This window comes from Kandleria vitulina DSM 20405, from assembly GCF_000702065.1.
Classification (GTDB): Bacteria; Bacillota_I; Bacilli_A; order Erysipelotrichales; family Coprobacillaceae; genus Kandleria; species Kandleria vitulina.
In genome coordinates this window covers 1-16294 of sequence record NZ_JNKN01000009.1, presented here as the reverse complement: position 1 = coordinate 16294, position 16294 = coordinate 1, and the positions used below count along the sequence as shown (strand labels likewise).

15 protein-coding genes are annotated in these 16294 nt (G+C 29.4%); 14 read left to right on the top strand and 1 reads right to left on the bottom strand.

Annotated elements, in window-relative coordinates:
* Nucleotides 1-569: 569 nt before the first annotated feature.
* The 14 genes from T513_RS0104030 to T513_RS12640 all read left to right on the top strand — a co-directional run bounded on the left by T513_RS0104030 (nt 570) and on the right by T513_RS12640 (nt 15522).
* A complete protein-coding gene (locus T513_RS0104030; RefSeq protein ID WP_031589038.1) occupies nt 570-2282 on the top strand; it encodes a retron Ec67 family RNA-directed DNA polymerase/endonuclease in 1713 nt (570 codons plus the stop codon).
* A 524-nt stretch (nt 2283-2806) separates the two neighbouring features.
* Nucleotides 2807-3664, top strand: a complete 858-nt coding sequence (locus tag T513_RS0104025; protein WP_031589037.1) for an ABC transporter ATP-binding protein — start codon at nt 2807-2809, stop codon at nt 3662-3664.
* Nucleotides 3645-4298 (top strand): ABC-2 transporter permease, encoded by a 654-nt coding sequence (locus T513_RS0104020; RefSeq protein WP_031589036.1) that lies wholly within the window; start codon nt 3645-3647, stop codon nt 4296-4298. Before T513_RS0104025 ends, T513_RS0104020 begins: the two co-directional genes overlap by 20 nt.
* A gap of 10 nt (nt 4299-4308) precedes the next feature.
* Nucleotides 4309-4473 (top strand): hypothetical protein, encoded by a 165-nt coding sequence (locus T513_RS12150; protein ID WP_155266066.1) that lies wholly within the window; start codon nt 4309-4311, stop codon nt 4471-4473.
* Nucleotides 4474-4904: 431 nt separating this feature from the next.
* Nucleotides 4905-5453 carry a hypothetical protein gene (locus tag T513_RS0104010; protein WP_029071000.1) on the top strand — a complete coding sequence of 183 codons (549 nt, stop codon included), beginning with the start codon at nt 4905-4907 and terminating at the stop codon, nt 5451-5453.
* A gap of 12 nt (nt 5454-5465) precedes the next feature.
* Entirely contained in the window at nt 5466-6878 is a 1413-nt protein-coding gene (locus tag T513_RS0104005) for a hypothetical protein (RefSeq protein WP_031589035.1), read from the top strand.
* A 156-nt stretch (nt 6879-7034) separates the two neighbouring features.
* Nucleotides 7035-8036, top strand: coding sequence for an acyltransferase family protein (locus T513_RS0104000; RefSeq protein ID WP_031589034.1), 1002 nt, complete (start codon nt 7035-7037; stop codon nt 8034-8036).
* 478 nt (nt 8037-8514) lie between these two features.
* Nucleotides 8515-9771, top strand: a complete 1257-nt coding sequence (locus tag T513_RS0103995; RefSeq protein WP_031589033.1) for an AAA family ATPase — start codon at nt 8515-8517, stop codon at nt 9769-9771.
* Between the two features lies 1 nt (nt 9772).
* The gene (locus tag T513_RS0103990) at nt 9773-10435 is read left to right on the top strand and encodes an RloB family protein (RefSeq protein ID WP_031589031.1); all 663 of its coding nucleotides are present in this window, start codon (nt 9773-9775) and stop codon (nt 10433-10435) included.
* A 687-nt stretch (nt 10436-11122) separates the two neighbouring features.
* Nucleotides 11123-12088: a choloylglycine hydrolase gene (bsh, locus tag T513_RS0103985; protein WP_029070992.1), complete on the top strand. Its 966-nt coding sequence runs from the start codon at nt 11123-11125 to the stop codon at nt 12086-12088.
* Nucleotides 12089-12203: 115 nt separating this feature from the next.
* Entirely contained in the window at nt 12204-12560 is a 357-nt protein-coding gene (locus T513_RS0103980; protein ID WP_031589030.1) for a hypothetical protein, read from the top strand.
* A gap of 233 nt (nt 12561-12793) precedes the next feature.
* Nucleotides 12794-13540 carry a LytR/AlgR family response regulator transcription factor gene (locus tag T513_RS0103975; RefSeq protein ID WP_031589029.1) on the top strand — a complete coding sequence of 249 codons (747 nt, stop codon included), beginning with the start codon at nt 12794-12796 and terminating at the stop codon, nt 13538-13540.
* A 401-nt stretch (nt 13541-13941) separates the two neighbouring features.
* Nucleotides 13942-14802 carry a GHKL domain-containing protein gene (locus T513_RS0103970; protein WP_162176418.1) on the top strand — a complete coding sequence of 287 codons (861 nt, stop codon included), beginning with the start codon at nt 13942-13944 and terminating at the stop codon, nt 14800-14802.
* Nucleotides 14803-14919: 117 nt separating this feature from the next.
* The gene (locus T513_RS12640; RefSeq protein WP_051654378.1) at nt 14920-15522 is read left to right on the top strand and encodes a CPBP family intramembrane glutamic endopeptidase; all 603 of its coding nucleotides are present in this window, start codon (nt 14920-14922) and stop codon (nt 15520-15522) included.
* 207 nt (nt 15523-15729) lie between these two features.
* On the opposite strand, the gene T513_RS0103960 is transcribed toward T513_RS12640, so the two are convergent.
* A partial coding sequence (locus T513_RS0103960; protein WP_031589026.1) for an IS110 family transposase occupies nt 15730-16294 on the bottom strand: 565 nt, incomplete at its 5' end.

Sequence of the window (16294 nt, the reverse complement as noted above, 5' to 3'; positions counted from 1 at the left end):
CATTTTTCTATGTAACAAAGCTAGCAAGATACAATCTTGCTAGCTCTTTTATTTTCTCAATTCATTAAAATATTCCATACTTTTAGTTGAATAACAATCATAAAAGTATCAATCTTTTTATTAGAATACAGATTAAGATAGCAATAATTCTTGTATCTGTATTTTTCTATCGGATTGAAAACTTGATAGAAGTAATTTGCATTAATAAAACATTTTTTTAAAAAATAATATTTATTTTTGAAATGAGAAGATTATTTAGTAATATTAAATTAAAGAAAGGTATAGAAATATTTTGATATGGAAGGTGATTTAGAACATTAAATTGATAAAATTACTGTAGATTGGTAATGTAAATAAACAATATGACAAGGTATGCGCATGATTAGATCTTTTGACTCATGAATCGTGAGTCTTGGCGGAAAGGGTACTCGACGACTGTTTAAATAATTTTTAATATTATGCTTTATAGCACGCCCTTTCAGAATATATTTATAAGCACTTTTTAGAATATTCACGTGTTTTGTTGTTTTATAATGAGTTATCATGCGCTTTTTTTTGAGGAAAAATTTATGCGATTAAAAGATGTAAAAAATCGAAAGGATTTAGCACAATTACTTGATGTGAAGGTTAAAGTACTAACTTATTGTTTGTACGTATTGCCAGAAACAATGAGATATTCATCATTCGTAATACCAAAGAAAGATGGCTCTGAAAGACAAATATTAGTTCCTTGTGCTCAATTGAAAAGAATACAGAAAAAATTAGCTGAAGTGCTTAATGAGGATTATTTGGAGATTAATTCAAATAATGTTGCGCAAGGGTTTATTAAAAATAAAGGTATTATTACAAATGCGAGATATCATAGAAATAAAAGAGTAATAATAAATGTAGATATTTCTGATTTTTTTGGTACTATCCATTTTGGAAGAGTAAAAGGTTATTTTGAAAATAATAAATTCTATAAGTTAAACAATAAAGTAGCAACAATGATTGCACAGTTAACATGCTATCAAGGTAAGTTACCACAAGGTGCTCCTACATCACCTGTTATTGCAAATATGATTGGACAAATTATTGATTATCATATTCTAAAGCTTTGTAAGCAGTACAAGCTTTATTATACAAGATATGCTGATGATATGACTTTTTCTACGAACATTAATTATTCTCTTGTAGAGATTGAAAAATTTATTTGTGATTTAAGTGAAACTCTAAGTAGACTCGGCTTTGAAATTAATACAAAGAAAACTAGAGTTTGTTTTAATTCAAGTAAGCAGGAAGTGACTGGTGTTATTGTAAACAAAAAATTAAACGCAGATAAAACTTTTATTAAAGAAACAAGAGCAATGGCACAAAATCTTTATAGCACAGGCGGTTTTGTTATAGATAATAAAATAGGAACAATGGATCAATTAGAAGGGAGATTCGCATTTATTAATCAATTTGATAAGTATAATAATATAGTTAATAATACTTCTAAAGGAAAGCATTTAGAAAAATTAAATGTTAGAGAGAAAGCTTATCAGCAATTCTTATTTTATAAATTATTTTTAGGAAATGATAGACCTGTAATATACACAGAAGGTAAAACTGACTCAAGATATATAAAGGCGGCTTTAAAGAAATTATATATTCAATATGATGATTTAATTGAAAAAAATGAAAATGGTAAATTTGAATATAAAATATTATTTGGATCAAGAAATAAAAAATATGAATACTTTTTAGATTTTATGCAATATGGGGCCGATTCATTTAATATTATTGCATTGTTATATACTGGCAGAAATGGATATGCAAATCTATGCTCTATTCTTAAATCTAAAATGCGACGTAAACCAAACGCACCTGTTATTTTATTAATGGATAATGAGCAAACTAATGGAAAACCTCTAAATAAATTTTTACAGAGTTATCGAGATGAGCATTATAAAAATCTAACAGATCATGAGAAAGCTTTTTTTAATGATTATAATTATATTAGATTAGTTGAAAATCTATATTTAGCAACATTTCCTCTAGAGCCTGGGGTGGAGGAAATGGAGATTGAGGACTTGTTCAGTAAAGAATTTCTCGATGGAAAAATTAATGGTAAGTCTTTTAAAAGAAGTCCAAAAAAAGGCGAAACAAATGTTATGAGCAAAGACGAATTATCTAGATATGTATTGTCACATTATAGAAGTATTAATTTTAGTGGTTTTAAGGGATTGCTAGATGTAATTAGTGCTATAAAAAAAGATTATGAAAAATATATTAATATGGATGATAATAAATGGTATTAATGATAATTTTTATTAGAGTTTGAATCTTTTGATAAATTTTATTCATCAATTAGAGTTGTGTCTATATGAAATTATTAAGGGCAATAATGTATATTTTTCTTATAACAAATGAATAAAATAAAATACATGTCATAGGGCTGTCTTCATTTTGAAAGCAGCCTTTTTTGATATGAATATTAGATTAATTAAACTATGAAAAAATAATTACTTGCTGATAAATTAGCTCTTTTTTCTCTCATCCACCAATAATATATATTTCTAAAAATATATTGATATAATAGATACTAGAGTACATGACTCAAAGTATACATAAGATAATTAATAATAGGAGGTGTTCTGTAGCAACAAATTAACATACTTAACTCAGTAGTTTAGACAATTATATTGTAATGGATTTACTATTTATTAAGCTAAAGAAAGTCAATGTATCTAAAAGGATAAAACATATTGTTCACGTTAATCATATTAAATAGAAATAGATTAACGATTGTATATATGATATTGCAATCTTAGCGAGGTATAAAATGAATACAAAACCAGTAATAGAAGTGCTAAACATAAGTAAGAAGTACGAAGATTTTCAACTACAGATTAACAATTTAATAATTAATGAAGGTCTTATAGTTGGTTTAATAGGAGAAAATGGAGCAGGTAAGTCTACCTTTTTGAATCTACTGTTAAATCAAATAAAAAGTGAATTAGGTAGTATTAAAATATTAGGACTAGATTATTCTAAAGATGAATATCGAATAAAACTTAACTTAGGTGTAATCTTAGAACAAAATTATTTTCCTGATTCATTCTCAGTCTTACAAGTTGAAAAGATGCTAGAGGGTATTTATCCCAATTGGGATAAAGAACTGTATCATTATTTAATTGATCATTTTTCTTTACCTACCAATAAGGCTATAAAGAATTTCTCAAGAGGGATGCTAGTAAAACTGAATTTTGCTTCAGCATTGTCTCATCATCCTCGCCTCTTAATTGCGGATGAAGCAACAAGTGGTCTTGATCCTATTGTAAGGAAAGAGATTTTATCTTTGTTAGAGGGGTTTGTAAAAGAAAATAAAATGACAGTATTGTTGTCGTCTCATATCTTAAGTGATTTAGAAAGGGTTGCTGATTATTTTGTTTTTATTGAAAATGGTAATATTTTATTAAAAGGTGAAAGAAGTGAATTACTTAATCGTTTTATAATTAAGTCTGATATTAGTGGTTTATCTTTGAATACTATTAAATATAAATTATACCAAGATAACACTGTTCAATATCTCGTTGATATATCACAAGAAGAAAATGAAAATAATCATTATGCGTCATTAGAAGAAATATTGTTATTTTTAGCAAAGGGAGTGAAGATGGATGATCGGACTTCTTTATAAAGATTTTCAGCTTATCTTAAATAAAGTAGGTGTAGTAAACAGGATACTCATTGCACTTGTATTGCTACTGGTAACAATTTTTGGTAGAGAGTCTGGCACGATATTTCTATCGGTAATGATTCCAATTGGATTAGCATCTATTCCAACTGGTTTATTAGTTGCTGATGATGAAAATGGCTGGAATAGATATGTTGGTGTTTTCCCAATTACTAAAAAGAACATAGTTCTAGCTAGATATATTTTCTGTATTTCTTTAATTGTATTTGTTAGTCTTATTACTTTCATTTTAAGTGTTGTTACAGCTCTTATTTTTCAGCAATTCAGTCTACAGATACATATATCTATTTCAATGGTTGGCTTATTGATTGGTATTATGTATGTCATATTCTTACTCCCGGCAGTTTATGCTTTTGGCTCATTTGGGAGTACAATTGTAAATATATTGGTTTTAGTTCTCATCATGGGAATGGTCTATATTATACAGAAAACAGCTTTAGGTATAATGTTTGTTTCTTGGATCAGTCATGCGAATGCTTTGTTATTGATTGTTATAAGCTGTATTATAATTGCATTTATATCAGTCATTTCTATGATCATTTCTACAAGATTATATTTCAATACTTTTAACAGATAGGAGTAATAATATGAACTATAAAGTGTATCATCTAATAGCAGTTGTATTAGCAGTTATTTCAATTGTACTTGCGGTAGTATTACTAATCTGGGGAGAAAAGGGATCAATCTTTTTTGCAATCATTCCCGTCCTTATTGCGGGAGCAATAGAACGAATGGGGAAGAAAACAAAATAGTAAGACTGCTGACTACACAGAGTGAATAGTTCTCCGCGCTGTGCGCGGCAAACGATTACAGCCACATCTACCATTAGGTGTGGCTGCTTTTTTTATGTCTTAACGTTTGTAGCTGTTTTAGCTTTGCTATTGATTGTTGCTTTCTTCATTTAAATCACAGTTTACTGTTTTAAAAGCTCCTCAATCTTCTTGTTTCTACTATCAGTTCTATAAATTAAGCATCAGAAATGTTGTAGGATTGAGCACACATCTTACCTATTATCTTTTCTTTCTCTTATTATTAACTTATTGCTTTCATCTCATATTCAATCAGTAATTTTAACAAATATATTTTTACTGGGACACATCAGTGGGTCATTAGTGATGTTATTATCTAGTAGAAATCATAAGAAAGCCATTCTTAAAAGTATTTTAGAAGGAGAGACATAAACATGGGAGAATATGTAAAAAACAAAAAAGAAATGAAATTTAAAAATCAAGAATCATTAAAGGCAGTCGAAAACGTTATTGTAGAAGCAAACGAAGCCTTACATGATAAAGGAAGAAATCTAACCAATTCACCATTTAGTGAAACCATTGCTGGTGCACTAGGAGCAGGAGCAGGAGGAGTACTAGGATTTGCAGGATTATATTTTGGAGGAACTGTCGGTCTAAGTGCGGCAGGTATTACAAGTGGGTTAGCTACAGCAGGAGGACTCATCGGAGGAGGTATGGCTGCCGGTATCGCTGTATTAGCTGCTCCGGCTGTTGTTCTTGGTACTGGTGCAGCTTTGGCTACATCCCGTGCCAAAAATAAAAAATTACGAGAAGCAAAAGAATTAGTATATAAAGAAGCATTAGCTAAACAAACAGCTATTTGCAAAGCTCTTAAAGAAGAAGCTGATGCTGATAAGGAAAGATTTGATTACTTAAACGGACTTAACCTTATGTTAAAAGCAGCCATCAAAGATTTACAGCATGATTTAGGAGTAGAAGCTTAAGGAGAAATTGATATGGGACAATTTCAGTATTCTAAAGAAGAATTAGACATCAATAAGGTCTTAAAAATGAATCTAGATGCTTCTAGTGACTTGCTTAATGATCCAATAATGAAAGCTATTAGAAATCAATCAGATGAAAACATAACATCATCACAAAAACTATTGTGTTCATTAAATAAGAAAAAAGAAGTAGACGATCTATCTAAAAAAATAAAGGAGAAAACAAGAAAACTCGAACATTCTCCAAAATTAGAATCATGGGAAGAAATTGTAGAACAAGCTCATTCAAAATACACAGATGTCGTTGAAATCGAAGATTTCATGACACCTGATGAAATCCAATCAGTATTTGATGAATTAGATGAAATAAATGAAAAATTCTCTAAGAAAACATCAATTGGTAATAAAACAGATTTAGCAGTCTTGACAGTTGCGATTGTATTACAGGTTACTAAGACATTATTATTCCCATATATTGCTAATAAGTTCGAATATGGAAAAAGCTTTGATCCAAAGGATAGACTTGATCATAATGACAAATCAATAAAAAAAGCACATCGAGAAGCAAATGATAAGTACAGAGATAAGAAATTAAAGAAGAATGATGCAGGTAAGTGGATAGAAATACTATATCAAACAGTCCCCTATGATATTACCAAAGGATCTGCTAAGCAGGGAATCCATATGGAAGGAAGATATCATAGACTCCATACATTAGGACATGATCCTATCCTTGGCTGGATTTTTGGAACAGCGAACATACTTACTGACTGTATTACTTTCGATAATTTGCAAACAAATAGAATCATTAGACATGATCCAAAAACACATGCCAAAAATATGAAAATTACACATGAAATTGTTCCCTTATCAAAGATGTTTCAAGAATCTTATGATATAACAATGGAAAATAAACTTAATCTTGCGGCTGCTATATTTGCACAATCACAACACCTAAAGTCTGACAAGAATACCAAATTAGGGTTGCCTGTTCCAGTGCTGGAGATTTTTAATAAAGAGCTTGCAAGTAAATTATACAGAGAAAATTATGATGCATTGTGCTTTTCAAGAGATGTTAAAATTGTGGGTACATCTGCCGCTGTATCACGTTTTTTTGATATGATCATCGCTTTTGTACACGGATTGTATAAAAAGCCTGATGAAGATGTGGATCTATACAAAGTTAGAACCCGTAAGATATTATTAATCTCTAACTCTATTGCATCAACAAGCGCTATTATTAATGCTGCTATAACAAAAAATCCTAAATCGCTAGATATAGGCGGTTTACTAAATACAGTTTCTCATTTGTTCCTGGATATAAGATTTATCACTAAAATCAAGCAAGAATTTGTAGAAAATGAAATCAGTGAAAGACTTCAAAAAGAATTAGATGAAATTGATCAATTGTATGATTCAATGTAATAGCTGTATATTTAATCAGAAAGAACTGATATCACTAGTTGATATCAGTTCTTTTATAATATATCCCCAAACATCCACTAAAATTAGATTTCAAATAAATAATATAGTAGAATAAAACAAGGACAATTTCTTTAGAAGGGCAACCGGAGGAAAAACATGAATGCAAAACGATATAACTCCATAGATCTATGGAAACTCATTATGGCATTTTGTGTGGTAGCCCTACACACAATAACACTAGAACAATCAAAACTAACTATTATTAATGAACTATACGATAGCTTTGTAAACATGGCAGTCCCATTCTTCTTTATAGCCTCAGGCTTCTTGTTAGCTAAAAAATTACAATTACCACTACATAAAGAAGAAAACATAGACATAATTAAAAACTATCTAATAAGAATAGTGAAACTCTACTTAATATGGAATATCATCTATCTTCCACTTGCAATAATTGGTTTTATCTTAGATAAAAGTACTCCATTAATGTCCATATATCTCTATCTAAGAGGACTATTCCTAGTAGGACAACAATATAACTCATGGCCATTATGGTATCTTCTTTCTACGATATATTCATTATTGTTTATTATCTTCTTATTAAAAAGAAAACAATCATTAAAAACAATAACAATAATAGGTGTCATTCTATTCCTACTAGGAATAGGCCTCACTTATATATCAGATTATACTGGTCAAGAAGTTATGATCATCAATGTTATCAAAAGAATACTAAGTCTAACTATTAGTTCAGGAAGAATATTTAGTGGCATGTTCTATATTCCAATGGGAATGATGTTTTCTAAGAAATCATTAAAAAGCTCTTATTGCTGGATTCTATTGTTAGCAGGATATATTATTAACGTGTTAATAACACAACCTCATATAAGTTCAATATTAATCTCATTATCATCGATAGGACTATTTGGAATAGTTTCATCTATTTCATTTAAAGACTCCATTGTTTACCCATTCATAAGAAAAATGAGTACAGTCATATACTTCATGCATATGTATGTATGGAGTATTTATTACAAGTTAATCTATAACCATAAAACATTTGGATTAGATTCCTTCTTTGTAACAGCAATCATAAGCAGTATGATTGCCATTGTGTATCTTCTTTTAAAGAAGAGATATAAAGGTAAAGTAACATGAAAACATTAGACTTTCTTTAAGCAGATTGTTCTGTTGTATGTTTTTATTGTTATCAGTGCACAAGTAGCAACGTATGATTCATTAAATATTTTGTAGGTGGCGTGGTCAGTTTCACTGATGCCACACTAACAATCGTTTAAAGGCCCCCGCTTAAAACGGGTGTCCTTTTGTGTTTAATGAATAAAAAACAAAACGCCCTCAAGTGTGCATGTGTTTCCACAGAGGCCTGAGGGAGAAGTTGTCTATATAGTATCATATTTTTATTTTAGGTCAACATTAAAAAGTAGTAATCCTAAATGAATAATCTGACTGAAAGTCTTCTACTGATATAATGAGGATTACTCTCAATAGAATGAATTATTTATAAATATATATTTAGTAATATCTATATTAATGAGAAAAATTCTCATTTAGTATTTAATGTGAGAAAAGAGACGTATATAATAGTATATAAGAATATAAGATGGGGTGAAGTATCATGTTAATACAGTTTGATTTTAAAAACTATAAGTCGTTTCGGGACGAAACAACTTTAGATCTATCTGCTACAAATATTACTGAGTTCTCTGAAAGAGTTGAAAAAGTAAATGGAGAAAAGATTCTTCCAGTAGCGGCAATCTATGGCGCAAATGCTAGTGGTAAATCTAATGTGTATAGCGCATTTGCATTCATGTCAAAGTATGTCTTAAATTCATTTAATTATGGTGATGATAGAAAAGAATATGATGAAGTACGTCCTTCTCCATTTTTATTTGATAGTAAATCAGAAGCAGAGGATACAACTTTTGAAGTGTATTTTACTCTTCCAAAAGATCAATCAGAATATGTATATAATTATGGATTCTGTCTTGGTATAGAAGGTGTTACTGAAGAATGGCTGAATTATAGGGTAGCTAACTCTGAAAAATCTAAAACTATATTTTATCGTGATAAAGACACACTTGATTTATCAGGTATCTCAAAAAAGAGTCGTGATAATATTAAGATTGCTTTAGAGCAACAAGTTCTAGTAGCATCATTAGGAGCTAAGCTAAAAATTAATGAATGTAAAATGGTACGTGATTGGTTTAAAGAAAATGAATTTGCGGATTTTGGTAATGCGGTTAGCAATTTCTTCTTATCAAGAATGTTGCCGTCTGGCTTTGTAGAAGATGCGAGTGTACAAGATGATGTAGTAAATTTCTTTTCTTCATTCGATGATCAAATTAAAGGATTTGAAGTTAATAAAATACCATCTCCTGATAATGATAAGGCAGAAAGATATACTATTGATGCATTACATAAAAAACTCAATTCAGAAGAATTGGCAAAGATTCCTTTATCTTCTGAATCTGCAGGAACATTAAAGATGTTCGCTCTTTATTCTGAATTACAGTCTGTATTGAAAAAAGGAAGTATATTATTTGTAGATGAATTAAATGCTAGATTACATCCATTGTTAGTTAGAAATATCATTCTAACATTTTATAATCCGAAGGTTAATGTGAATAATGCACAATTGATTTTTACTACACATGATACTTGGCAGTTATCAAATCAACTTTTACGTAGAGATGAAATCTGGTTTACTGAAAAAGATAAGAACGGTGTTTCTACGCTTTACTCTTTAGTAGATTTTGTGGATGAGAAAGGTACACGTATTAGAAAAGATGAAAGCTATGAGAAGAATTATCTTTTAGGTAAATATGGTGCTATTCCTACATTGAACAATATTGGTCTATTAGAGGAGAATTAATATGACACGAAAAGAAAGAAATGGGAAACGAAAATCTCGTCGTATTAACAGTAGAATTCCGTCATTAGGATATTATTTAATTGTAACTGATACAAATGCTACTGAACGAAATTATTTTATTGGCCTTCGAAATGCTTTGCCTGAGGGGATGAGAAATAAATTGATTATCCATGTTGAAAAAGCAAAAAAGACAGACCAGCTTATTAAAAAGTGTGTTGAATTATTTTCTAATGATCCGCAATATCGTATACCGTGGATTGTGTTTGATCGTGATCAGGTAACAAGATTTGATAACATCATTGAAGATGCAAAAAAAAGAGGAATACATGTTGGGTGGTCTAATCCTTGCTTTGAAGTTTGGATGTATGGTTATTTTGGGAAAATTCCTCAAATGGTTGATTCACAAGAATGTTGTAGGAAGTTTGGTGAAAAATACAAGCAGAAAACAGGACAAGAATATTCTAAAGCTAATAAAGAAATATATGAGCTATTAACAAAGAATGGGGATGAAAAAAGTGCTGTAGAGATTGCTAGAAATAGATATGAAGTTTCTATTCAATATGGAAAAAGAAAACCTTCAGATATGCATCTTTGTACAACTGTTTATGAACTTGTTGGCGAAATAGTCCAAAAAGCATCAGCATACAAAAACAAATTGATATAATTTATTGAAAAGTAGAATATAAATATAACATACCTTACACAGTCTTCTTCTAATGTTTTTAATTTGAGGATTAATCTTAAGAGTCAAGGACTTATAGTTAGAGTTATTGTTTAAAGAACACCTGCTGTGTATAGCGGGTGTTCTTTTTGTAAAGCCGTATTACAAAATATGATAGAGATCTTTTGTAATAAGATTAAGAGATAAGAGTGTTGAGTCTTTATTACTGAAAAAAAATAAAGAATTATTTATGTCTGGAGAATAACATAAAAAAAGCTATGATGGATGAAAAAAACATATCAGTCTTGACTGCCATGTTTTTATTTTCAATTCGAAAATATATTAAATTTCATAATATTTTATATTATACTATATATAATAGAAAAATATTACAACAGACATAAATTCTGATAAACGAATTTACACAAAAAATTTTACACTATGCACTAAAGAACACTGAAAAAGTTTTTCTTCTATAGACAAATCTTAAATTGTTTTATCGTATTTACTCATAAAAAATACTTTAATATCATATTAATAGAACTTCGTATTTAAATGGATAGATAACTTTTGTTGCAATGTACCTAATTTAGCACTCCAAGTTGGAGTGCTTTTTTATTCAAATCGTCACAAATTTTAAAAATAACGTCACATAAAGGTTATAATATTAATTAAGAAGGAGGTGTACATATGTGTACAGTAATTACATATCATTCAGGAAATCACTATTTCGGTAGAAATCTAGATTTAGATTACTCTTATAATGAGACTGTAGTCATCATGCCACGCCATTATAATTTTATTATGAGAAAGATGAAAGCTATTGAATCTCATTATGCTATTATAGGAATGGCTACAGTAGTAGGTAATTATCCACTATTCTATGATGCAACTAATGAAGAAGGATTATCCATGGCAGGACTTAATTTCCCAGATTACAGTTATCTAAATCCATATAATGAATCAAAAGATAATGTTACTTCATTTGAATTCATACCTTATATCCTATCAACATGTAAGAATGTTAAAGAAGCAAGAGTTAAACTAAAAACTATTAATCTCTATGATGAACCATTCTCTAAAGAATATCCTAATTCTACTTTACATTGGATGATTGCGGATAAGGAAGAAGCTATCGTAGTAGAGTCAATGAAAGATGGTTTACATATCTATGATAATCCAGTAGGTGTTATGACAAATAATCCTCCATTTAACATCATGAACTTCGCCTTAAATGATTATGCATCATTATCCCCAAAACAACCAGAAAACACATTTGGAACATCCTTACATCTTTACTCTAGAGGAATGGGTGGATTAGGATTACCTGGTGATCTATCTAGTAAATCTCGTTTTATTAAAGTAGCTTATACTAAACTAAATTCTAAATCAAAAGAAGATGAAAACAGTGCCGTACATCAATTCTTCAAGATATTAGGATCAGTAGAGCAACAATACGGTCTATGTGAAGTAACACCTGGTGCTTATGAATATACAATCTACTCATCATGTGTAAACATAGAAGAAGGTATCTACTACTATACAACTTATAATAATAGTCATATTCACGGAGTGAATATGCATCACACTGATCTAGATGCATCTACACTAACTATACATAAACTCATTAAAGATGAACCATTGGATATTATCTAGTATATATTTCTAGAAGAGGAAGGTGGTAGTTTTTCTCTATTTGCTACCATATAGTTGTATAATTACATGTGTATATGTTAAAATATAGTCATATTAAGAAAAGTGAGGGGAAAAAATGAAAGTTTTTAAGTTAGTTAGTGGTATTTTATCTATAGTATTTTCTCTAGTTGTTCTTTTTCAGTCAGTAGCTGCAGGATTAGGGGAATCCTTAGGTGGAGCAAGCACATCAGATGGCGCATTAGGATTTTTTGTTGCGATTCTAATGTTAGCGGGAGGAATAGTCTCGATTGCAGTAAGAGGAATGAAAAAAAATGGAGGAAATATCGCAATTGTAGTTATCTATCTTCTATCTGCATTATTTGCATTTACTGGTGGAAGCTACTTTAAGGATCTTTCTGTTTGGGGAACATTCTGTTTAATTATTGCGGTTCTTGCAATTATTGATATCTTTAAAAAGAAAAAACATGCATAATCTTATAGAGATAAAAAGAGTCTGTAACGAAAAGCACCTTCACATAAAGTGAGGGTGCTTTTCAACTAGAATCAATCTACTACAATAGTGAATACGAGCTAGCAAATAACATGCATGAGTTTACAACTCATGTTTTAAAATAGTTAAATAGTGGTGATAAACAGGGCGAAATTGCATTACTGATATGTATATGCTAACATCTTCTTAAACTATATAAATTAGGGGGTGGATATATGAAAGTAGCTATTTGTGATGATGAATTAAACCACTCTATGAGAATGGAACAACACCTGTTAACAATCACAAAAAAATATACAAACATAAAAGTAGAAATAGAAGTATACCAGTCAGGAGAAGAACTACTTAAAATATTAGAAATAGAAAAAGAAAGACCTAAGATTTTATTTCTAGATATAGAAATGGGAGGTATGGATGGTATACAAACAGGAAAGAAGATTAGAGAATTCGATCGTAATATGATTATTATATATGTTACAAGTTTTGATAAATATACAATGGATAGCTTTGAAGTCTCTCCATTTCGATATCTATTAAAACCAGTAAATTATGAAGATATCAATCAAGTTTTCTCTATAGCTGTTGAAGATATTCTCAATAACTTAGAAAGCGTATTTTTTAAGTCCAATAATAAACAATATCAAATAAATTGTGAAGAAATTATAGTTATCATCTCAGAAAAAGGACGTATGTTACGAGTTGTTACAAGAGAAGAACAATCTGAAAACTTATTTTATGAAAGAATAAAAAATATAGAGAAACAACTTAACCCCTTAATATTTATTAAAGTTAACCAAGGTACAATCATTAATCTTAACTACGTTCATATCATTTCAAGCGATGAAATACACTTAACTACAGGACTTATTATTCCTATAAGCAGAAGTAGAAGAAAAGCAGTGAAACAAGCATATAGTCTCTATGTACAAAGGAAGGTTGGAATATGTCAATCATTGAAATAATCTTATTCTATTTCTTTATTATACTTATAACTTTTCTACAAACATATATCCTCTATACGTATTTTAATGGTTTCTTTTCATTCAAAGTGAATAAAAAAATATTTATCATAATCTCATTTATTTATCTGATAATGATAAAATTCATACCTGATAATATATTAGGACGTATCCTATTACTTATATTCTTCATGTTAATACTAGCTTCATTAACCTTGAATGGATCAATAGAGAAAAAAATATATCATGTTATATCATTTGTATTTAGCTTAACTCTTTTTGAAAGCACATATGCAACTTTCGCACTCAGTGATATAAGCAGTAACGATATAATCAAAGTAGCTATCTGTTTCATCATTAATATCATATTTTATTTCTCCGTTATCGCAATAATAAAAGTACTCATGTACTATCGAGAAGATAATGCTATTGGTTTAACATCAAGAGAATACCTCATCTTATCCATTATTCCAGCATCTTCATTAGTTATTCTTTATCTTATATCAGACTTATCACCACTTTTAAGATTGATAAGTTGTATAAGTCTGATACTTATTAACTTAAGTTACCTCATAATCTATAACAAGTTTCTAAAAGAAAACTATGAAAGACAACGGTTCTTAGAAATAGAAAAACAAAATCATTATTATCACCAACAAATAATAAACCAAGATGAAATAAGAAAACTCAAACATGATTTAAAAAATATCTTAATCACAATAGATTCAAGTATACAAAATAACGATGTAATACAAGCACAAAAACAAATAGATACCTTGTTACATACAAAAGTACTTCAATACGGTAAATACACGGGTTGTATAGCTATAGATTCCATCTTAACTAGTAAATTGTTAGAAATGAAAAAACACAATATCACATATACAACTAATTTGAAAATTCCCAACAATTTAGAAATCAATCACAATTTACTCATTGATATTAGTGCAATATGGGGAAACCTTTTAGACAATGCGATAGAAGGTGTACTTCGTTTAAATAAAGATAAACAAAAAATTATCAATATAACAGTAAACTATGATAGAGGAAAACTCATCTTTAATATTCAAAATACTGCTAATCTAATAAAAACAGACATTTCAAATAAACTGATTAAATCAGAAAAAGGAAAAAGATATGGAATAGGTATTAGCAGTATTAAAGAAAGAGTTGATCGTCTTAAAGGATATTATGATTTTAATTATCATAATGAAAAATACACTGCACTTATCATTATTCCAATCAATAAAGAGATATCCCTTTAGATAAGAGATATCTCTTTTTATTACCAATTACGACATCATTTTATACAGAATACGACATATCTACGCATAAAGAGAATATTTAAGCTAGGATAGAAAACAATAGGAGAGGACGATAAGATGAATGATTACTTAAAAAAAGATTATGCATTATTAACCAGTTTAACAATTTCCGTAATAACTTCATGCATTTTACTTTTACTAATGATTACTTTCAGTATCATTCCTGTAAAAACAAAAGAAATATCTATGTTAATAACGCTAACGCTACCTACAATCATTTCACTTTATCTCTTACCAAAATCATTGAGTAAGTTCTTAATAAAAAATAAGAATATTTCTATTAAAGAAATCATATTTACAATCACATTTTTATTAGTATTCTCAATAATTTATGGATTACTATTCATAAATAAATTTGATTCACTCTCCATGATGATCATAATTATACTACATTACTCAATAGTTAGTCTTGGAGAAGAATATACATATAGAACACTCATTTTAGATGTCCTTAAACAAAAATATAAAGTGTGGATATCAATTGCTATAAGTGCTTTATTATTCTCATTTATCTTACATATTAACGAAGATATTCTTATCAATCTATTAATACGTTTTCCAATCGGATTAATTCTTGGTTATATATCTAATAAAACAAATACGATAATGTACTCAATTATCTTACATACTATTTACAATTTAATGATATTTATCTACTAAAGCCAACTATAAGGAATTCAAGTAAAAATTGAAGTTTTATCACATTATCTTTGTTCCTTGGCTGATCTCATTAAATAACAGTTGCGATTTCATACTAATCATCTGTTATTGAACCATATTATTTTAGAAGTATATTGAAAACTGAATATTTGTGTACACAAAAGGCCCTGGCCTTCTAGCAATACTATGAATATAGTTATGCAAAGGTTATACTAGCGCAGTTTCATCAAATTTGATATTTTGTGTCAGCAGCTTGTAGATTACTCTGATCAGTTTTCTTACGCAGTGGCCCTGAGCGCATAAATGTGTTTTACCCTGGCTCTTCTTTAGGTTATAATAGTTCTTGAAAGTGGAACTGTTATTACACACTGTGAGGATACACTGATAAAGAGCCTTACGAAGATATCTAGAGCCTCGTTTTGAAATGGCTAGGCCGTTTCCCTGGTATTCTCCAGACTGATATACGCTTGGATCGACACCTGCGAAAGCGACAACTTTTGTGGCAGATGAGAAAAGAGCGATATCTCCAATTTCACTTAAAATGGATAGTCCAGTCGTATAACCAATGCCTGGAATACTGAAAATAGGAGAATTTAGCTGGCGGGCATATTCTTCTATTTTTTTCGTATAGATTTTCTTCTTTTCCTCAAGAAATTCGATCATTCCCAGAAGATATTCAATCTCAAGATTGTTTGCATCTATGTTCTGACCGATAGATCTCTGAGCAAGTGTTTTCAGTTCATGTGGGTCAACTTTTGTATGATTGCCTCTT

What these genes read in the sequence shown, in the direction of transcription:
- T513_RS0104025 (WP_031589037.1), top strand. Translation starts at nt 2,807, where the DNA reads ATGAATACAAAACCAGTAATAGAAGTGCTAAACATAAGTAAGAAGTAC.
- T513_RS12640 (WP_051654378.1), top strand. Translation starts at nt 14,920, where the DNA reads ATGAATGATTACTTAAAAAAAGATTATGCATTATTAACCAGTTTAACA.
- T513_RS0103995 (WP_031589033.1), top strand. Translation starts at nt 8,515, where the DNA reads ATGTTAATACAGTTTGATTTTAAAAACTATAAGTCGTTTCGGGACGAA.
- T513_RS0104020 (WP_031589036.1), top strand. Translation starts at nt 3,645, where the DNA reads ATGATCGGACTTCTTTATAAAGATTTTCAGCTTATCTTAAATAAAGTA.
- T513_RS0103980 (WP_031589030.1), top strand. Translation starts at nt 12,204, where the DNA reads ATGAAAGTTTTTAAGTTAGTTAGTGGTATTTTATCTATAGTATTTTCT.
- T513_RS0104005 (WP_031589035.1), top strand. Translation starts at nt 5,466, where the DNA reads ATGGGACAATTTCAGTATTCTAAAGAAGAATTAGACATCAATAAGGTC.
- T513_RS0104030 (WP_031589038.1), top strand. Translation starts at nt 570, where the DNA reads ATGCGATTAAAAGATGTAAAAAATCGAAAGGATTTAGCACAATTACTT.
- T513_RS12150 (WP_155266066.1), top strand. Translation starts at nt 4,309, where the DNA reads ATGAACTATAAAGTGTATCATCTAATAGCAGTTGTATTAGCAGTTATT.
- T513_RS0103990 (WP_031589031.1), top strand. Translation starts at nt 9,773, where the DNA reads ATGACACGAAAAGAAAGAAATGGGAAACGAAAATCTCGTCGTATTAAC.
- bsh (WP_029070992.1), top strand. Translation starts at nt 11,123, where the DNA reads ATGTGTACAGTAATTACATATCATTCAGGAAATCACTATTTCGGTAGA.
- T513_RS0103970 (WP_162176418.1), top strand. Translation starts at nt 13,942, where the DNA reads ATGTACTATCGAGAAGATAATGCTATTGGTTTAACATCAAGAGAATAC.
- T513_RS0104010 (WP_029071000.1), top strand. Translation starts at nt 4,905, where the DNA reads ATGGGAGAATATGTAAAAAACAAAAAAGAAATGAAATTTAAAAATCAA.
- T513_RS0103975 (WP_031589029.1), top strand. Translation starts at nt 12,794, where the DNA reads ATGAAAGTAGCTATTTGTGATGATGAATTAAACCACTCTATGAGAATG.
- T513_RS0104000 (WP_031589034.1), top strand. Translation starts at nt 7,035, where the DNA reads ATGAATGCAAAACGATATAACTCCATAGATCTATGGAAACTCATTATG.